The organism is Kribbella sp. NPDC048915, assembly GCF_040649595.1.
Taxonomy (GTDB): Bacteria; Actinomycetota; Actinomycetes; order Propionibacteriales; family Kribbellaceae; genus Kribbella.
In genome coordinates, this window is the sequence record NZ_JBEZFT010000050.1 from 16,783 (window position 1) to 32,642 (window position 15,860).

Annotated in this window: 12 protein-coding genes; 6 read left to right on the top strand and 6 right to left on the bottom strand. The window is 68.7% G+C overall.

Translation table 11 applies throughout. The features are described 5' to 3' along the window. Window positions 1-22: 22 nt before the first annotated feature. The 5 genes from AB0B82_RS23355 to AB0B82_RS23375 are packed head-to-tail and all read right to left on the bottom strand — an operon-like array spanning window position 23 to window position 7,133. A complete protein-coding gene (locus tag AB0B82_RS23355) occupies window positions 23-2,092 on the bottom strand; it encodes an NPCBM/NEW2 domain-containing protein (protein ID WP_360172165.1) in 2,070 nt (689 codons plus the stop codon). A gap of 34 nt (window positions 2,093-2,126) precedes the next feature. Continuing rightward, window positions 2,127-4,103, bottom strand: coding sequence for an alpha-galactosidase (locus AB0B82_RS23360; protein ID WP_360172168.1), 1,977 nt, complete (start codon window positions 4,101-4,103; stop codon window positions 2,127-2,129). After that, complete coding sequence (locus AB0B82_RS23365; protein WP_360172171.1) at window positions 4,100-4,921, bottom strand: carbohydrate ABC transporter permease; 822 nt, start codon at window positions 4,919-4,921, stop codon at window positions 4,100-4,102. Before AB0B82_RS23365 ends, AB0B82_RS23360 begins: the two co-directional genes overlap by 4 nt. Continuing rightward, the gene (locus AB0B82_RS23370; RefSeq protein ID WP_360172174.1) at window positions 4,918-5,844 is read right to left on the bottom strand and encodes a sugar ABC transporter permease; all 927 of its coding nucleotides are present in this window, start codon (window positions 5,842-5,844) and stop codon (window positions 4,918-4,920) included. The genes AB0B82_RS23365 and AB0B82_RS23370 overlap by 4 nt, the downstream gene beginning before the upstream one ends. Further along, window positions 5,841-7,133 (bottom strand): substrate-binding domain-containing protein, encoded by a 1,293-nt coding sequence (locus AB0B82_RS23375; protein WP_360172177.1) that lies wholly within the window; start codon window positions 7,131-7,133, stop codon window positions 5,841-5,843. Before AB0B82_RS23375 ends, AB0B82_RS23370 begins: the two co-directional genes overlap by 4 nt. A gap of 151 nt (window positions 7,134-7,284) precedes the next feature. Between AB0B82_RS23375 and AB0B82_RS23380 the strand changes: the two genes are divergently transcribed. From AB0B82_RS23380 to AB0B82_RS23395, 4 genes are all read left to right on the top strand, one after another. Then, window positions 7,285-8,088 (top strand): SDR family oxidoreductase, encoded by an 804-nt coding sequence (locus AB0B82_RS23380; RefSeq protein WP_360172179.1) that lies wholly within the window; start codon window positions 7,285-7,287, stop codon window positions 8,086-8,088. A gap of 97 nt (window positions 8,089-8,185) precedes the next feature. Next, the gene (locus tag AB0B82_RS23385) at window positions 8,186-8,914 is read left to right on the top strand and encodes an FCD domain-containing protein (RefSeq protein ID WP_360172182.1); all 729 of its coding nucleotides are present in this window, start codon (window positions 8,186-8,188) and stop codon (window positions 8,912-8,914) included. Further along, entirely contained in the window at window positions 8,911-10,056 is a 1,146-nt protein-coding gene (gene dgoD / locus AB0B82_RS23390) for a galactonate dehydratase (protein WP_360172185.1), read from the top strand. Before AB0B82_RS23385 ends, dgoD begins: the two co-directional genes overlap by 4 nt. A gap of 23 nt (window positions 10,057-10,079) precedes the next feature. Continuing rightward, window positions 10,080-10,856, top strand: a complete 777-nt coding sequence (locus AB0B82_RS23395; RefSeq protein WP_360172188.1) for a hypothetical protein — start codon at window positions 10,080-10,082, stop codon at window positions 10,854-10,856. An 8-nt stretch (window positions 10,857-10,864) separates the two neighbouring features. On the opposite strand, the gene AB0B82_RS23400 is transcribed toward AB0B82_RS23395, so the two are convergent. Further along, window positions 10,865-12,832, bottom strand: a complete 1,968-nt coding sequence (locus tag AB0B82_RS23400; RefSeq protein ID WP_360172191.1) for a sialidase family protein — start codon at window positions 12,830-12,832, stop codon at window positions 10,865-10,867. Between the two features lie 127 nt (window positions 12,833-12,959). On the opposite strand from AB0B82_RS23400, the gene AB0B82_RS23405 reads away from it, so the two are divergent. Next, on the top strand, window positions 12,960-13,580 hold the full coding sequence (locus tag AB0B82_RS23405; RefSeq protein WP_360172194.1) for a bifunctional 4-hydroxy-2-oxoglutarate aldolase/2-dehydro-3-deoxy-phosphogluconate aldolase: 621 nt from the start codon (window positions 12,960-12,962) through the stop codon (window positions 13,578-13,580). Between the two features lie 592 nt (window positions 13,581-14,172). Then, window positions 14,173-15,129 carry a sugar kinase gene (locus AB0B82_RS23410; protein WP_360172197.1) on the top strand — a complete coding sequence of 319 codons (957 nt, stop codon included), beginning with the start codon at window positions 14,173-14,175 and terminating at the stop codon, window positions 15,127-15,129. The last annotated feature ends 731 nt before the right edge of the window (window positions 15,130-15,860 follow it).

Genomic DNA, 15,860 nt, shown 5'->3' on the forward strand with positions numbered 1-15,860 from the left:
GCAACGGCCCCGGAGCGAAGGGTCAGCAGGTCGCGGTGGGTGTGGCCCAGTCGGCGCGGTCGTTGTAGCCGCCGTCGCCGGCGTCGCCGACGACCAGGTCAAGGACGCGCACACCGGTCAGGTGGACGTCGAACTGTTGCGGCGTGAACCGGTCGACCGTCCCGCTGTCGTACAGCACCTTGCCGTCGCCGACGATCTGGAACGTCGCCGTACCGCCATCCGGTCCGACGTTGCTCACCACGTCGTCGATCCCGGCGACACCGGTCAGCCGCGAGCACGACTTACCGAGGTAGTACCGCACGAGCGAAGGCGAGGCCACGCCGATCCCGGTCGCGTACGTCGTACCGGTGAGCTTGATCGGGTTGCCGCCACCGACACTCTCGTCGATCGTCGGCGACATCCAGCCACTGGTCGCAGTGATCCACTGGTGATGCGACAGCGGCACCGTCCCGCTCGGCGGCGCAGGCGCCACGACGACCGGTGACAGCACCGTCACCTGCTGCTGCGCGCCGTGCCCGATCGCCTCGTACGTCGTGGTAGCAGTCAGACTCGCACTACCTGGCGCAGCGCCGGCCGGCAGCGTGACGGTGAAGCTCAACGTTGTTCGCGCGCCGCCTTGCAGCACAGCAGGTGCCTTCGACAACGGTTTGACGGTCCACCCGGTGCCTCCGGCAACCGTCACCCTCGGCGAGAACACCGGCAGCACGCCATCGTTGCGCACAGCAACAGCAACCGTCAGAGTGTCGCCGCCGGCAACGACCGGCGCGGGGCCCTCAGGCTGAGCATCCGACCCGACAGCGGTCACCTGTGGAATCCCGGCGGTCACGTGCGGAACCCCAGGCACTCCACGAGCCGCCGACACCCGGAACAACGCCGTACCGTGCGCGGGCACCGCCGCGCTGATCACGCCACCGCTCTCGGTCACCTTGTCGGTCCACGCGTTCTTCAGCGTGAAGCGCCCACGGCCCAGACCAACCGCAGCCGACGTCGTCGTGACGGTCTGCGCGCTGTCACCACGGTTCAGCAGAACGACAGCGCGGCTGCCGTCGGCGAGCCGCTTCACCCAGGTCTCCGTCGTACCCGCGGCTCCGACTCGGATCGCCTGCACAGCGGCCTTGTCCTGGTTGATCGCGAGCACGTCAGGGTCGGTGAGCATCCCGATCGTGGTGTCGCTGAGCTTGCGGACATCGCTGCCGATCACCAGCGGCGCGGCAGCCACCGCCCACAGCGTCAGCTGCGAACGGAACTCCTCGTCGGTCATGCCGAGCTCCGGTGCCAGGTAGTCCGGGTCGCTGAACGCACCGGGCCGCACGACCTCCGGGTGCCGTGCGTTGGCGTCGTAGTTGCGCAGCACGTCCTTGAACTTGATGTCGCCCTGGAAGCCGACATCGGTGTACGTCCGCCACGACTGCGCGATGTCCGGCGCGTACGTCCACGAGTTGATCGACTGCTGGGACTCCGGGTAGTCGCCCCAGTCCGGCGACGTCACCGGGTTGCACAGGTTGAAGATCATCGGCCGCTTGCTGGCGTTGTTCCGCAAGGCCTGGGCGAACTCGGTGAAAACGGTTTTCGGATCGAGATCGGCCGCGATCCCGCACAGGTAGTCGACCTTCACCGCGTCGAAGCCCCAGGCCGCGAACTGGTCGGCGTCTCGTTGGTAGTACCCACCGCTGCCGAGCCCGCACTTCCCCGGAATGTACGGTCCCGCGTCGGTGTAGATGCCCGCCTTCAGGCCCTTGCTGTGGATGTAGTCGACGAGCGGCTTCAGCCCGTTGGGGAACTTCGCCGGGTTCGGCACCAGGTCGCCGGCCGCGCTGCGCGACTGATCCGCCTGCCAGCCACCGTCCAGCCAGACGATGTCGTACCCGGCTTTCGCGAGTCCGCGGCTCACCAGCGAGTCGGCCACCGACTTGATGGTGTCCTCGGTGAAGTCGCCGCCGAGCCCGTAGTAGGTGTTCCAGCCCTGGTACGGCGTAGGGCTGAGCACTGGAGCCGACGCTGTGGCCTGAGCCGCCACAGCGGTGGTTGTGGAGGCCGCGAGGGCGCCGGCTACCAGCGCCGCCGCGATCACCCCACCCAGTAGTCGCTTCATGGATTTGTCCTTTGCTGCCGTAGTGAGCGGACGGTCAGTCGACCAGGTCGACGACCAGGCAGTGCGAGTCGGCGGAGTCGTCGAACTCGACCCCGACCTGCAGCAGGTAGCTGCCCGGGTAGGTCTGATCACCCACCCGGTAGTTCTTCGCCGGATCCAGCCCGGCCAGCGGCACCTGCCGCGGGCGGTTCGGCAGGGTGCCGCGGACGTTGCCGTCCCCGGTCTTCCACAGGAACACCACGGATCGCCGGACGCCGACGTACTGCACACCGGCGCTCAGGCCGTGAACCTTGCTCTCGGCAATGAGTTCCCGGAAACTCTTGTACTGCTCGATGTTTCTCGCCGCGGTCTTCAGCTGGTCGTCGCTCCAGCGGGACAGGTCCGCGCCGATGCCGAGCACTCCGGCCATCGCAACGTGGAACCGGAAGTCGAGAGACCGCGGACGACCGTCGTGCGTCCCCTCGGCGTCAGTCACCCACGAGCTCATCAGATGCGGCGCGAACCCGGTCCGGAATCCCTCCTGGATTCGCAGCCGATCCAGCGGCGCGGTGTTGTCGCTCGGCCAGAGCGTGTCAACCCGCGCAGCCATCCCCAGATCGACTCGCGCACCACCACCGGCACATCCTTCGACGAAGACGTCCGGGTGCTCGGAGCGCAGCCGATCGAGGATCGCGTAGAGATTGGCGACCACTTGCCCGTCGAGATCGCGGCGCGCATCGCCCGCGTCGAGCCGCGGACGGTTCGCGTCCCACTTCAGATAGGAGATGTCGTACGTCGACAGCAGCCGATCGAGCATGCTCCAGACGAACTCCGCGACGTCGTCACGGCTCAGATCGAGCAGCAATTGATTGCGGATCAGGACCGGCTCGCGCGCCGCGGTGCGCAGGATCCACTCCGGGTGCTCGGCCGCGAGGCGTGCTGACGGATTGACCGACTCCGGCTCGACCCACAGCCCGAAGTCCAGCCCGAGTTCGCGCAGCTCGGCGATGAAGCCGTCCAGCCCGTTCGGGAACTTGGCCGGGTCGGCCTCCCAGTCCCCCAGCCCGCCGGCGTCGCTCGAGCGCCCGACGAACCAGCCGTCGTCGACCACGAACGTCTCGACGCCGATGCCCGCGGCCCGCCGCGCCAGCGCGAGCTGGTGCTCGGCGCGGATGTCGAACTCGGTCGCGAACCAGGAGTTGTACAGCACCTTCGGCGTACGGCGCCGCGCGAAACCCCGCTCGTACTCGTGAAAGACGCGCGCCAGCCCGTCACCACCCCCGGCGCTACACGCACCGACGGCCTTCGGCGACACCCACGTCTCCCCCGGTGCCAACCGCCGCCCGAGGCTCGACGCCGTCCGCCCGGCCTGGATCCGGAGCAACCCGGTCGTGTCGACGTCGGCGGACATCTCCCACGATCCCGACCACGCCAGCTGGACGCCGTACGCGACATCGCCGGCAGTTGAAAGGAACGGCGAGAACGAGTGGCCGGTGATCCCCTGCGCGCTGCCGATCGTGAACCGGCCGCGCGGCAGCGTCACCGCCGCCTGCTGGAACTCGCTGTTCCACTCGCCCCACAGGTACTGGACCGTGTTCCCCACCGGCACCACGAACCCAGCGGAGTCATGGCGATGCAGCACCAGTTCGTCGTCACCGTCGTTCCGCACCGACACCCAGCGCTCCACGACATCCCCGACCATCCGGTAGTGCAGCACGACCCGGATGACGTCCACGAACTCGAGCTCCAGGCCGTCGTCGCTCTCGCGCGCTTCGACGAAGACCGGCCGGAACTCGTCCACACCAGACGGGTCGGACACGACCAGGTCGACCGGCGCCGTGTAGCGCACGCCGCGCACCGCGTACTCCAACGGCTCCACATCGGCCCGCGGTACGAAATGCTCCGTGCCGACCACGTCGACCGGCGTCGGCCCACCGGCAGGTCCCCACGCCACGAGCTGCGCCCAGAAACCGTGCTCCGGTACGCCGACCACGTACGACGTCGTCGCACCGCGCAGGGTCCACGTCCTCACTTCACCGCTCCGATCGCGAGCCCACCGACGAAGTGCTTCTGGAAGCGCAGGAAGACCGCGACCGTCGGCACCGCGGCGATCACCGTCCCGGCCGCGATCACGTTCCAGGACGACACGAACAGTCCTTGCAGACCGAGCAGCGCCGGCGTGACCGGCATCTTCTCGCCGGAGCGGATCACGGTGATCGACCACAGCAGATCGTTGAAGATCCAGGTGAACGACAGCGCGCCGAGCGCCGCCAGCGCCGGCCGGGTCAGCGGCAGGATCACCGCCGAATAGATCCGCGCCGGACCGGCCCCGTCGATCGTCGCCGCCTCCTGGATCTCCCGCGGCAGATCCCGCATGAACCCGTGCAGGACGAACGTGTAGAACCCGAGCCCGAACCCGACATGCACCGCGATCAGCGCGATCAGCGTGTCGTAGTACCCGATCAGCTCGACGAAGCGCGAGATCGGGATCAGCAGGATCTGCGGCGGCAGCAGGTTGCCCATCAACATCAGCAACAGGATCGTCCGCCGGAACGGGATCGAGTAGCGCGCGAGCCCGTACGCCGCGATCGACGCCAGCCCGAGACTCAGGATCACCGCCGGGATCGTCACCAGCAGACTGTTGACCAACGCGCGGAACTCGTCCGCGTCCTCCCACGCCGACTTGTACGTCGAGAACGTGAACGAGTGCGGCAGCGACCCGAGCCCGTTCGCTGCCACGTCGTCGAACGACCGGAACGAGATCACCACGACCCACAGGATCGGCGCGATCCAGAGGAACGAGACCAGCCCCATCGCGACGTGGTAGCCCGACGTCTTCAGGCGGTTCATGTTTCCTCCCGGAAGGCGCGGATCAGGTAGCCGAGGATCACGGCGAGGGCGAGCAGGAAGATCACCACGGCCAGCGCGGACGCGTACCCGAGCTGGGTGGACTGGAACGCGGTCGAGTACATGTACGTGCTGAGCAGCTCCGACGAGTGGTAGGGACCGCCCTTCGTCATCGACCAGACGATGTCGAACGACCGCAGCGAATCGATCACGATCACCGACAGCACCACCGAGTTCACCCCCTTCAGCTGCGGGATCGTCACGTACCGGGTGCGCTGCCAGGCGGAGGCGCCGTCGACCCGCGCGGCCTCGTACAACGCCGGGTCGACGGCCTTCAGGCCGGCCAGGTACAGCACCATCACGTACCCGATCTGGCGCCACAGCGCCGGCACGATCACGGCGTACAGCGCGGTGTCCGGGTCGGCCAGCCACGGGCGGACGAAGTTGCCCAGGCCGACGGTCCGGAAGATCGTGTCGACCAGGCCGTCCGGCTGGTAGAACACCCGCCAGATCAGCGCGGTCACCACCAGGCTGAACACGACCGGGGTGAACAACGCGGCCCGGTAGATCCCGACGCCGCGCCGCTCGCGCTGCAGCAACAGCGCCATCCCGAACCCGCCGATCACGCTCAGCCCACCGAAGAGGACCAGCCAGATCGCCGTGTTCTTGAGCGCGGTCCGGAAAATCGGGTCGGACACCATGCCCGTGAAGTTTCCGAACCCGACGAACCGCGGCGCCGACAGCCCGTCCCAGCTGGTCAGTGCCAGCCAGAAGCCCTGCAGCGCGGGCCAGAACACCCACACCGCCTCGACCGCGAACGGCACCAGCACGAACGCGAGGATCAGCGGGGAAACGCGAGTACGACGTTTTCCGGAGGCCGCACCGGTACCGGCCCGGCTCCGGGTGTCGACAGCGGTGACAGTCACGCCTTGAAGACCTTCTCGGCGGCCGCCTGCCAGTCCTTGAGGATCTGGTCGATCTGGTCGGGCTGGTCCAGGAACTTGGTCAGCGCGGCGTCGGCGGTCGGCTGCAGCGCGTCGCTGGAGTCCCGGTTGAAGAACTGTGTGATCTCGGCCGCGCCTTCGATCATCGCCTTGCCCTTCTTCACCAGCGGCGTGTCGGCCGCCTTCCCGTCCGGGTTCGCCGGAATCACGGTGCCGGACGAGTTCTGCACGTAGATCTCCTGCGCCTCGGCCGTCGCCAGCCAGGCCAGGAACTTCTTCACCGAGTCGGGGTCCTTGACCTTCTTCGAGGCGAAGTACCCGTCGGTCGGTGCCTCCTCGGCCACCGGCACGGCCGGATCGATGATCGGGAACTGGAAGAAGTCGATGTCGTCGAGCGCGTCCTTCGGCGCCGAGTCCGCGAAGAAGGTGCCGATCAGGAACATCCCGGTCTTGCCCGCGAGCAGCGCCGACGTTGCCTCCTGGAACGGGAACGACTTGCCCTTCGGGTCGAAGTACGGCAGCACCTCGCGCCACTTGGTGAACACCGCCGTCACCTTCGGGTCGGTGAAGTTGCCCTGGCCGGCCAGCAGTTCGCGGTGGAACGGCGCACCGTTGATCCGGATGTTCAGGTAGTCGAACCAGGCCGACGCGACCCACGGGGTGTCGCCGAGCCCGATCCCGATCGGCGGCACGCCCTGCCCCTGGATCTTCTTGCACACGTCGAGGAACTCGGCCCAGTTCGTCGGCGGCGTGACGCCCCACTTGGCGAAGTTCGACTTGCGGTAGAACATGCCCCACCAGTAGTAGCTGGTCGGCACGAAGTTCTTCTGCCCCGAGCTGCTGGTCGACAGCGTCTGCATCGCCTTCGAGTAGTTGCCCATCGACTCCCACACGCTGGAGACGTCGAGCAGCAGGTCCTTCTTCGCGTACGAGTCCGCGACCGACCCGGCGTACCAGGTGTAGACGTCCGGCGGGTTCGCCGAGGTCAGGTACGTCGGCAGCTGGGTCCGGAAGATCTCCGCGGCGACCGTGTTCAGCTTGACCTGCGAGCCGCCGGTCTTGTTGTAGGCGGCAACGAGTTTCTCCATCGCGGCCTTGGCCTGCTCGCTGGAGAGGTTCGACTGCAGCGCGACCTCACCGGTGGGCGCGCTGCCACTGCCCGGAGCCTTCGTCGACGTCGCGCAGCCGGGAACAAGCGTCGCCGCCCCGAGCAGTCCGAGTCCCTTGAGGAAAGTCCGTCGATCCGCCGCGAAAGGCGTTGCCACCGTCATGCCCGAACTCCTGAGATCAGCCCGCCGGCGAGGCCAGTCGGGTCCGTGGTCTGTTCCGGACGATCTTGCGGCGACGCGTCGCGGGTGTCAATATTAATTCGTAAATTACGAGCAAATAGCTTGACCCGGACACCGACGTCGCGATCAACTGATGCCCGGTTCATCGTTGGAAGCGGCCTGCCACAGTGCTTGGGTAGGGGGCTTGGGTAGGAGTCGATCGAAGGAGGCGCTGGTGCGGCTGGCTGGGCGGGTGATCGTGGTGACCGGGGCCGCGTCGGGGATCGGCGCGGCCTGCGCCGAACGCGCGCTGACCGAGGGCGCGCAGGTCGTGCAGGTGGACATCCATCCCTGCAAGGAGCTGCCGGGCCGGGCGATCAGCGTGACCGGTGACGTGGCATCGCCGGACACCTGGGCCGAGGTCCGCGCCCGCGGCCGCGACGAACTCGGCCCGATCGACGGACTCGTCAGCAACGCGGTCGTCGTCGACGTGAAGCCGGCCCACGAACTGACGCCGCCGTCCTGGCAACGGCAACTCGATGTGAACCTGACCGCCGCGTTCCTCGGCTTCCAGGCGTTGTACGACGACCTCGTCGCAGGCAACGGCTCCGTCGTACTGGTGTCGTCGGTGCACGCGTTGGCCGGTCTGCCCGGGCATCCGGCGTACGCCGCGACGAAGGGCGCGTTGGTCGCGCTCGCCCGGCAACTGGCCGTCGAGTACGGCCGATCGATCCGCGTGAACAGCGTGCTGCCGGGTCCGGTCGTCACCGCGATGTGGGACCGGGTGGACGAGGCAGGTCGCGAGCGGAGCGCTCAGGCGACGGCGCTGAAGCGGCTCGGGCAGCCGGACGAGGTGGCTCAGGCGGTGGCCTTCCTGTTGTCGCACGAGGCGTCGTACGTCACCGCGACCAGCCTGGTCGTCGACGGCGGCTGGTCGGCAGTGAAGGATTCGGCGTGAGGCTCGGTATGAGGCTCGGTATGAGGCTCGGTATGAGGCTCGGTATGAGGCTCGGTATGAGGCTCGGCGTGAAGGTCTCGGGGTGGAGGAGAGCAGGGTGACGGGGATTCAGCGCGGGGTTTCGCGCGGGCTGCACGGGCAGATCGTCGAGGTGATGGCGCGCCGGATCCTGTCCGGGCAGATCCCGGAGGGCGCCACCATCAACGTGACCGAACTGCAGTCCGACCTGGGCGTCAGCCTGACCGCCGTCCGGGAAGCGCTCAAGGTGCTGACCGCGAAGGGCCTGGTGGACGCGCGGCAGAAGCGCGGCACGTTCGTCCGGCCGCGCGCGGACTGGAACTTGCTCGACGCGGACATGATCCGCTGGCACTTCAGTGACGCCGACACCCGCCCCGAGCTGCTCGAGGAGCTGCACGAGGTGCGCGGCATCGTCGAGCCGGCCGCCGCGCGACTGGCCGCGCTGCGCTCCGACGAGTCCAACCTTGCCGCGCTCGACGAGGCCCTGGCGGCGATGGAGTCGGCGACCGACGACCTCGCGGCCGTGAGCGCCGACCTGGCGTTCCACCGCGCGCTGCTCGCGGCGACCGGCAACGAGCTGCTGACGAAGATGGAAGTGATCATGGAGACCGGCCTCGCCGGCCGCGACCGGCTGGTGCACAAGGTGAAGCCGTCAGACGATCCGGTGCCCAGCCACCGGCGCGTGGTGGACGCGGTCCGCGCCCACGACCCGGAAGGCGCCGAGCTCGCCATGCGCGAACTGCTCGCCAAGGCCGCCGAAGACCTCACCGAGGTCCGCGGCTCGGCACGGGCCGGGCGGCGCCGGTGAAGATCGAGCGCATCGAGACGTTCCTGGTACCGCCGCGCTGGCTGTTCTGCCGGATCGAGACCAGCGACGGCGTCGTCGGGTGGGGCGAACCGGTCGTCGAAGGCCGCGCCGAGGTCGTCCGCGCCACGATCGACGTCCTCTCCGAGTACCTGATCGGCCAGGACCCGCTGCAGATCGAGCGGCACTGGCAGGTGCTCACGAAGGGCGGCTTCTACCGCGGCGGTCCGGTCCTGAGCAGCGCGGTCGCCGGCCTGGACCACGCGCTGTGGGACATCGCGGGCAAGGTGTACGGCGCCCCGGTCGCAGCGCTCCTCGGTGGACGGGTACGGGACCGGGTGCGCGTCTACGCGTGGGTCGGCGGCGACGAGCCGAACGCCGTCGCCGAGTCCGTCGCCGAACAGGTCGCGGCCGGGATGACCGCGGTGAAGATGAACGCCAGCGGGCTGATCCGGACCTCGCCGTCGGTTGCCGAGATCAACGACATCGTCACTCGGCTGTCGGCTGCGCGGTCCGTGCTGGGTGATTCCCGGGACGTCGCCATCGACCTGCACGGCCGGGTCGGCGTCGCCGCGGCGCGCCGGATCCTGCACGCGGTCGAGGATCTGCAGCCGATGTTCGTCGAAGAACCGGTGCTTCCTGAGCAAATGGCTCACCTGTCCGAGGTCGTCGCGGCGTCCACAGTGCCGGTGGCACTCGGCGAGCGGCTGTACCATCGGGCCGATTTCATGGCGCCGTTGAACGCCGGCGTCGCGGTAGTACAGCCCGACGTGTCCCATGCGGGCGGTATCTCCGAGCTGCGGCGGATCGCCGTACTCGCGGATTCGCACGGGGCGATGCTGGCGCCACATTGCCCACTCGGACCGATCTCGCTGGCGGCGTCGTTACAGGTGTCGTTCGCGACCCCGAACTTCCTCATCCAGGAGCAGAGCCGGGGCATCCACTACAACGTGGCGAACGACCTCACGTCGTACCTCGTGGACCCGGCGCCGTTCACCTGGGTCAACGGTCACGCGGAGTGGAATCCCTTGCCCGGCTTGGGAATCACGGTCGACGAGGATGTCGTCCGGGCCGCGGACCGGGCCGGTCATGCGTGGCGCAATCCGGTCTGGACACACGACGACGGATCGTTCGCCGAATGGTGACCTCGCACGGATCAGGGCGCTTGGTGACGGTCGACGCCGAGGACGGCGGCCGCTGGACGTCCCTCCGGCTCGCGGGTCGCGAGTGGTTGTGGACAGGTCCCGGGCTGACCTCCGGCCCGCGGGTCGGGCTGGCCGACTTCGTCGATGCCGGCGGGCTGGACGAATGCTTTCCCACTGTGCGCGGGGTGCCCGATCACGGCGGCCTGTGGAACCAGTCGTGGGACGGATCGGTGGTCTACGACGACGCGGTGCTCACGCGCACGTTCACCTCGGGCGCGGACACCGTCAGCGTCGACTACCACCTCGAGGCGGTCCCGGGCTATCGGTTCGTGTGGGCCGCCCACGCGTTGCTCGACTGCGCTCCCGGCGCGATCATCTCCGCGCCGCCCGGTACCGAGTGCCGGCTGTTCCCGGAGGCGGAGCCGTGGTTGCCCGGACCTTGGCCGGAGGACGCGCCGTGGGTGACCGCGGCCTGGCCGACTCCCCTCGGTCTCGACGTGTTCGGACCCACCGACGGTACGGCCGTCGGCGCGATCCTGGTCGACTGCCCGGCGGTCGCGGTGCACGATCGCGGCGCCGAGCTCACACTGACGTTGAGTTGCCCGGGGCAACCAGTCTCGACGGCGCTGTGGCGTAATCAGGGCGGCTTCCCCGACGACGCGCCGTACCGGAGTCTGGGCGTCGAGCCGATGCTGGGCCGCGTCTTCGACCTGGCGACCGCCGGCCCGGGCGACGCCGCCGTCGTCCCGGACAGCGGCGAGCTTGCCTGGCGACTGACCGTTGCCGCCCGGACCGTTTGATGGCTGCGCTACCCCAGCGGCAAGTCCACTACGGCGCCTGGCACCTTGGCGTTGGTGGTGCGGATGCTGTTCAGCTCGGTCGCCGTCAGGGCGCGCTTGTACAGCCTGACCTCGTCCATCGCGCCATCGAAGTGATGTACGCCGTCCAGGCGTTGGCCGGCGTGCATCGTGAACGGCCTGCTCGGGCTGACGTCACCAGCCGGAGCGGTCACACCGGCGGCCTGGGTGCCGTCGACCCAGATCGAGAGTGTGCCGCCCTTGCGTTGCAGCGCGACGTGGTGCCAGGCGTTGTCGTTGTAGGCCTTCGTGGTCTGTACGGCGGCTGTGGTTTCGCTGGTGGTGATCAGTCCGCGGATGCGGTTGTCCGCCGGTTCGGCGCGAAGCCAGAACTGCGGTGCCTGGTTGATGCCGTACGCCCAGAAGATCGCCTGCGGCGTCGTGGACGCGCCGTACTTGATCCACGCCATCGCGGTGAAGTCACCGGCGTTGGTGGCCAGCGACTCGGCGTACGGGAGCTGAATCGCGTCGTCGACACCATCGAGATCTCGTGCTTGACCGAACTTGCCTGCCACCGGTTTGGCGGCGCCGCGCAGGTAGCTGTGGTTGCCGAGGCCGGAGACGTCGTCGGCCTTCGGGCCGGTGAGCGGCGCGTCGGGGTGGCCGATGTCGTTCTCGGTGAAGCGGGCGAACCGGATCTGATCGCGCGCGTCGACCGGTCCGCCTTCGTACAGCAGGCCGATCTCGCCGGTGTCCAGGATTGCCAGGTCCGAGTAGCCGGACCAGTCGCTGGTGATCCGGGTTCCTTCGTCCACGGTCTGCCAGGTCCTGCCCTCGTCGAAACTGGACCTGATCGTCAGGTACCGCCGTCGTTCCGGGTCGGCCGGGGCCGCGAACAGGATCCGGTTGTACTTGTCGCCTCGGTCCACCGCCCGCAGTCGCTGGAGCGATCCCTGGACGACCGGTGTGGTCAGGCCGGGGATCGTCGCGAACGGCGCGGAAAACGTTTCGCCTCCGTCGTTGCTGACCGCGGCCATCCGGCTCGCGCCCGCCGAGCCCTTGTTGTTGCGCGCACCGGCGTACACCCCGCCGTCGACCTTCTCGACCACGCTGATCTCCTGCGGCGTGGCATCCGTTCTCAGGTCGGTCGCCCCCTTGTGCCAGGTCTCGCCGTGGTCGTCGCTGTACACGAGCTGGCCCGCGTTCATCCCGGCGCCGTTGTCGTAGTTCGTCCCCGCGACGAGTCGGCCGGCCTGGGCCCCGCGGGTCAGCTGGATGCCGTGGACCGGGCCGGTCGCGTACCAGCCCCACGCCGGGTCGTCGATCTGGTCGCCGATGTTCCGCGCCTTGCTCCACGTCTCGCCGTCGTCGTCACTGAACTGCACGTACGGCGTCCGCGGGCGGCTCGTCGTACCTGGATCCATCGTGGTGAGCAGAACGATGCGCCCGGTCTCGTAGTCGACGATCGGGGCTGGGTTGCCGCGCGTGGCGACCGAGTTCGGGTCATCGTCGGTGCCGGACAGGACCGTCCGCATCGACGACCAGGTCCGCCCGTCGTCCTCGGACCGTCGGACGACGAGGTCGATCTCTTGGGAGTCCGCACACCAAGTCCGGCGTGCCTCCGCGAACGCCAGCAGCGTGCCGGCCTTGGTCCTGACGATCGCCGGAATCCGGAAGCACCCGTAGCCGGCATCCCCCTTCTCGAACAGCACGGTCTGCGTGACGGCCGCCGGTTTGCGGTCAGCAGAGGGTGCGCGGGTGCCGGCCGGTACCGGCGAGGCGGTGGCAACGAGGGCGCTCGCCACGAGGGCTGCTGTGGTGAGTGCGGCGGTGGCGAGGGTTCTTACGGCACGGCTCCGGGTGCTGGTGCCGGTGCCGGTGCCGGTGCCGGTGCCGGTGCCGGTGCGGGTGCCGGTGCTGGTGTGGTTGGCGCGGCGGTTGCTGGTGCGGCTGGTGCGGAGGTTGCTGGGGTTGGGCATGGGCGGGTGCCTCCTGAAAGTAACCAACGGGGCGGTTGCTCACTGCGTCATTCAGCCACAGATCGACCGTCCGCACCAGAGCTCATAGGACGTCCTATGTTAATCGTGATCGCTTAGGTTGGAGACCATGGACCTGCTGGGAGAACTCCGGAGCCGCAAACTGCTCGCAATCGTCCGCGCAGACGGGGCCGACACCGCCCTCGCCTGTGTGCAGACCCTCGTCGAAGCCGGCGTGACCGCACTCGAGGTCTCGCTCACCACACCCGGCGGGATCGAGGCGATCGCCGCGGCGCGCGCCCAGTACGACCCGGACATCCTGATCGGCGCCGGCACCATCCGCACCCCCGAACAGGCCGACCAGGTCGCCGCCGCCCACGCCGACTTCACCGTCACCCCGGCGATCACCCGCGGCGCCCAGCGCTCGGTCGAACTCGGCCTCCCGCTGCTGTGCGGCGCCCTGACCCCCACCGAGGTCGTCGCCGCACTCGACCTCGGTGCCACCGCAGTCAAGATCTTCCCCGCCAAGGTCTACGGCCCCGGTTACTTCTCCGAACTCCGCGCGCCCCTCCCCGACGCTCCGCTGATCGCTGTCGGCGGCGTGGACGCGCAGTCCGCCCCGAAGTACCTCACCGCCGGCGCCCTCGCAGTAGGCGTCGGCTCTCCCCTCCTCGGCGACGCCGGCCGCGGCGGCTCCCTCTCGGAACTGTCCATCCGCGCCGGCCGATTCCGCACCGAACTCAACATCTGATCCCAACGTCGCACCCGCCATGCCCCACCACCAACCCCGTGCGACGCACCCCGCCCCACCCACCAAACCCCACGCAACGCACCCCACATACCCTCCACCGGGCCCCGGGCCCCGGACCCCAGCGGCAGCAGGTGCCGGGGTGCTGGCGCCCCGCCAGGAAACGGGCGCTCGAACAGGGGAAGGTGGGCTTGAACAGGGGAAGGTGGGCTTGAACAGGCAATAACCCGCGCAGACCCACCACAACCTGTTCACACCCCCAAGAACCGCCACCCCAAGAACCGCCACTCCAAGAAGCGCCACCCCCGAGAACCGCGACCCCGATGACGACCCCACTAACACCCAGCGACACGCGGCGCCCCACCGCTACCCGGCGACAACTGCACAGGCGGGCGGCCCACCCGGCGACGCCCCGCACGAGTGGTCCAACCGGCGACACTCGCACAAGCGCCCCAACCGGCGACACCCGCACAACTGAGTCGACCGGCGACACCCGCGCAAGTGAGGCGGCCGGCGACAGCCGCACAGGTGCACCACCCGCCGGCCGACGATCCGGATCCGCACCACCACCAACTGAACGCGCGGAGGTACTCGAATGACTGACTTGCTGACGCTGGGCGAGACCATGGTGTCGGTACGGACCGCGCGCCCGATGCGCCTCGGTGGTGACGCGCACCTGTCGATCGCCGGCTCGGAGAGCAATGTCGCGATCGGGGTCGCGCGGCTCGGGCACGACGTCACCTGGTTGAGTGCCGTCGGCAACGACGAACCCGGCCGCTTGATCGAGCGGACGCTGCGCGCCGAGAACGTCCGTACCCGGATCCGCTTCTCCGACGAGGCGTTCACCGGATTCATCGCATTCGACCAGCCGTCCCACGACATCACCCGCGTGAGCTACCACCGCCGCGGTTCCGCCGCCTCCACGCTCACCCCTGACGAGACCACCGAGGCAGTCACCACCCTCACCCCGAAACTGCTCCACGTCACCGGCATCACCCCAGCCCTCTCCGACACCGCCCGAGCCGCGACCTTGGCCGCCGTACGCACCGCCGCCGCGGCCGGCACCCGAGTGTCCCTGGACGTCAACTACCGCGCGCGCCTGTGGTCCCGTCCTGCAGCAGCCGCTGCCCTGCGCGAGCTCCTCCCTCAGATCCACACCGTCTTCGCCTCCGACGACGAACTCGACCTCCTCACCGACGCCGACGACCCGATCGCCGACCTCCTCCGAACAGTCACCACCGTCGTAGTAACCGCCGGAGCCAAGGGCGCCTGGTGCCACACCACCGGACCAACCAGCGGCGAACCGACCGAGGGGCAGACGATCCACGCCCCCGCGCTCCACGTAACGGTTGTCGACAGCATCGGCGCCGGCGATGCCTTCGTCTCCGGCTACCTGTCCGCGACCCTGGACAACCTCTCCCCCCAGGAGTGCCTCCACCGCGCCACCACCTCAGGCGCCTTCTGTGTCACGGCGTACGGCGACTGGGAATCCCTCCCCACCCGCCAAGACCTGACGCTCCTGACTCACACCCAAGGCACCGCCCTGCGCTGACCGCCATGCGAGCGGTTATGCCCTCGTGTTGGGGGTTCTTCGCCCTCATACCAACGGATAACCCCCAACCCAAACGGATATCCGTCCCCGTACGGCGAACTCCGCCCCAACTGTCACGCGGACGACACCACGCAGCGCACAAAGGCCATCCGCACCGCACGACCTCGCCGGCTCCCGTGGGTGAACTCGCCAGCTCGCGTGGGTGAACTCGCCAGCTCGCGTGGGTGAACTCGCCAGCTCGCGTGGGTGAACTCGCCAGCTCGCGTGGGTGAACTCGCCAACTCCCGTGGGTGAAGTCACCAACTCCCGTGGGTGAAGACAAGAACCCGTGGGCCTGAACAGGCAATAACAGGTCCGCAAACCCGACTTGCTGTTCACTCCCCCGACAACCACCCGCATGACACCGCAGCGGCCGACCGCCGCACCATTTCCCCGCTCCCCCCGCCCCTCCTGTCCCGCCCGACCGTCGCCGAGTCGTGGAAAACGGTCGTCGACGCCAGCCAATTCTCACGACTGGGTGCAGGGACCAGCCGCCGAACGCCACGACTCGGCAGTTCAGCGAACCCGCGCGCAACTCGACACTTCAGCGGACCCGACGCACAAACACAGCACTTCCGCGGACCCCATGCACAAACTCAGCACCTCAGCGGACCCTGCGTGCAATCTCGGCACTTCAGCGAACCCGACAATGAGCTCACCTGCCCGCGACGTGCCGAGTTGAAGCCTCAGGC

Coding starts and splice junctions, on each gene's coding strand:
- AB0B82_RS23355 (WP_360172165.1), bottom strand. CDS start 2,092: ATGAAGCGACTACTGGGTGGGGTGATCGCGGCGGCGCTGGTAGCCGGC.
- AB0B82_RS23365 (WP_360172171.1), bottom strand. CDS start 4,921: ATGAACCGCCTGAAGACGTCGGGCTACCACGTCGCGATGGGGCTGGTC.
- AB0B82_RS23375 (WP_360172177.1), bottom strand. CDS start 7,133: ATGACGGTGGCAACGCCTTTCGCGGCGGATCGACGGACTTTCCTCAAG.
- AB0B82_RS23380 (WP_360172179.1), top strand. CDS start 7,285: ATGCCCGGTTCATCGTTGGAAGCGGCCTGCCACAGTGCTTGGGTAGGG.
- AB0B82_RS23400 (WP_360172191.1), bottom strand. CDS start 12,832: ATGCCCAACCCCAGCAACCTCCGCACCAGCCGCACCAGCAACCGCCGC.
- AB0B82_RS23405 (WP_360172194.1), top strand. CDS start 12,960: ATGGACCTGCTGGGAGAACTCCGGAGCCGCAAACTGCTCGCAATCGTC.
- AB0B82_RS23410 (WP_360172197.1), top strand. CDS start 14,173: ATGACTGACTTGCTGACGCTGGGCGAGACCATGGTGTCGGTACGGACC.